Origin of the sequence: uncultured Leptotrichia sp., assembly GCF_938036635.1 — a bacterium.
Taxonomy (GTDB): domain Bacteria; phylum Fusobacteriota; class Fusobacteriia; order Fusobacteriales; family Leptotrichiaceae; genus Leptotrichia; species Leptotrichia hongkongensis.
In genome coordinates this window covers 1-1,936 of the sequence record NZ_CALHQO010000327.1, presented here as the reverse complement: position 1 = coordinate 1,936, position 1,936 = coordinate 1, and the positions used below count along the sequence as shown (strand labels likewise).

2 protein-coding genes are annotated in these 1,936 nt (G+C 33.3%); both read left to right on the top strand.

The window, feature by feature from the left end; genetic code table 11:
- Nucleotides 1-1,295: glutamate-1-semialdehyde 2,1-aminomutase (gene hemL, locus Q0370_RS06520; protein WP_299573653.1), on the top strand; the 1,295-nt coding region annotated here is incomplete at its 5' end.
- A gap of 22 nt (nucleotides 1,296-1,317) precedes the next feature.
- Nucleotides 1,318-1,936, top strand: a 619-nt coding sequence (locus tag Q0370_RS06515) for a nicotinate-nucleotide--dimethylbenzimidazole phosphoribosyltransferase (protein ID WP_299573650.1), incomplete at its 3' end; no start/stop codon positions are given.

The following is a 1,936-nucleotide window of genomic DNA, read 5'->3' as shown; positions in this document are numbered from 1 at the left end:
CAGATAACTCAAGAAAAATTTATGAAAAAGCTAAAGAGTCAATACCAGGTGGAGTGAACAGTCCAGTTAGAGCGTTTCAGTCGGTAGATAAAGAATATCCAATTTTTATTAAAAGTGGAAATGGAAGTAAACTTTATGATGAAGACGGAAATGAGTATGTAGATATGATAGGTTCTTGGGGACCGATGATATTGGAACATAATTATTCGAAAGTTCTGGAAGTTGTGAAGAAAGAGCTTGAAAATGGGACTTCTTTTGGGCTTCCTACGAAAAAGGAAGTAGAACTGGCAGAACTTGTAAAGAGCTGTTTTCCGTCAATCGAGAAATTAAGATTGACTACTTCGGGGACAGAAGCGGCTATGGCAAGTGTGAGAGTTGCTCGTGCATTTACTGGAAAAAATAAGATTATAAAATTTGAAGGATGTTATCACGGACATTCAGATTCATTACTGGTTAAGGCTGGATCAGGGCTTTTAACATTTGAGCATCAGGATAGTAACGGGATTACTAAGGGAGTTGTGAAAGATACGATAACATTGCCTTTTGGAGATTTTGATAAATTAAAGAAAACTTTGGAAAATGATGATGATATTGCGTGTGTGATTATTGAGCCAATTCCGGCAAATATGGGGCTTATTGAAACAGAAAAGGAATATTTGGAAAAAGTGCGTGAAATTACAAAAGAAAAAAATGTGGTGTTAATTTTTGACGAGGTAATTTCTGGATTTAGGGTTTCATTAGGCGGTGCTCAAAAAGTATTTGGAATTACACCTGATTTAACTGTTCTTGGAAAGATTATTGGCGGTGGCTATCCAGTTGGTGGATTTGGTGGAAAAAAAGAAATTATGAACTTAATTTCGCCAGTTGGCAATGTTTATCACGCTGGAACGCTTTCTGGAAATCCAATTTCAGTTGCTGCAGGGATAGAAACAATTTCGATTTTGAAGGAAAATCCTCAAATTTATGAAAATGTAAATAAAAAAACGGAAAATTTAGTAAATAAAATTAATGAATTAATAAAAAAATATGATATTCCAGCAAGCGTAAACCATTTTGGAAGTCTTTTTACAATATTTTTTGCAAAGGAAAAAGTGAAAACTTTGGAAGATGCAATGAATACAAATGATGGATTTTATAGCATATATTTTGATACAATGCTTGAAAATGGAGTAATTGTGCCACCTTCAAAATACGAGGCACATTTTGTTTCTTATATTCATAATGATGAGAATGTGGAAAAGTTGTTGAAGGGTGTGGAAAAAACTTTTCAAAAAATTGCTGAAAAATTAAAATAAATTTGTAAATAGAGGAATATATATGGAAATCATAAAGAGTAAAATTACAGGAGAAATTTTATTTGATACAATAAAAAAAATAACGGCTTTAGATAGAAATAAAATGAAAAAAAAGGAAAATGAACTGAATTCATTGCTAAAAACTCCAAAAGGACTAGGAAAACTGGAAGAACTGGCAATCAGGCTTGAGGGAATGAGCGAAAATTATAAACCTTGCAAAAAAATGGTGCTTGTAATGGCAGCGGATAACGGTGTGGAAAGAGAAAAAGTCAGCAAATCCAAAAGAGTAATAACACAGTATGTAGTGGAAGCAATGTTAAATGGCAAATCATCAATTAATGCTCTCTCAATGGCTTATAATGCTGATGTGAAAGTGGTAGATCTGGGAATTGATGAGAGTTCGGACATAAAAAAAGAAATAGATTTATCGGGAATTATTAACAGAAAAATTATGAAATCAGGTACTAATAATATTGCTAAACAAGCCGCAATGGAGTATGAAGATGCTGTGAAGGCTATAGAAACTGGGATTAAAATGGTTGACGAGTTTGCAAGAGACGGATACAATTTATTTGCAACTGGAGAAATGGGGATTGGAAATACTACGACTAGTAGTGCTATTTTAAAGGTTCTAACAGATT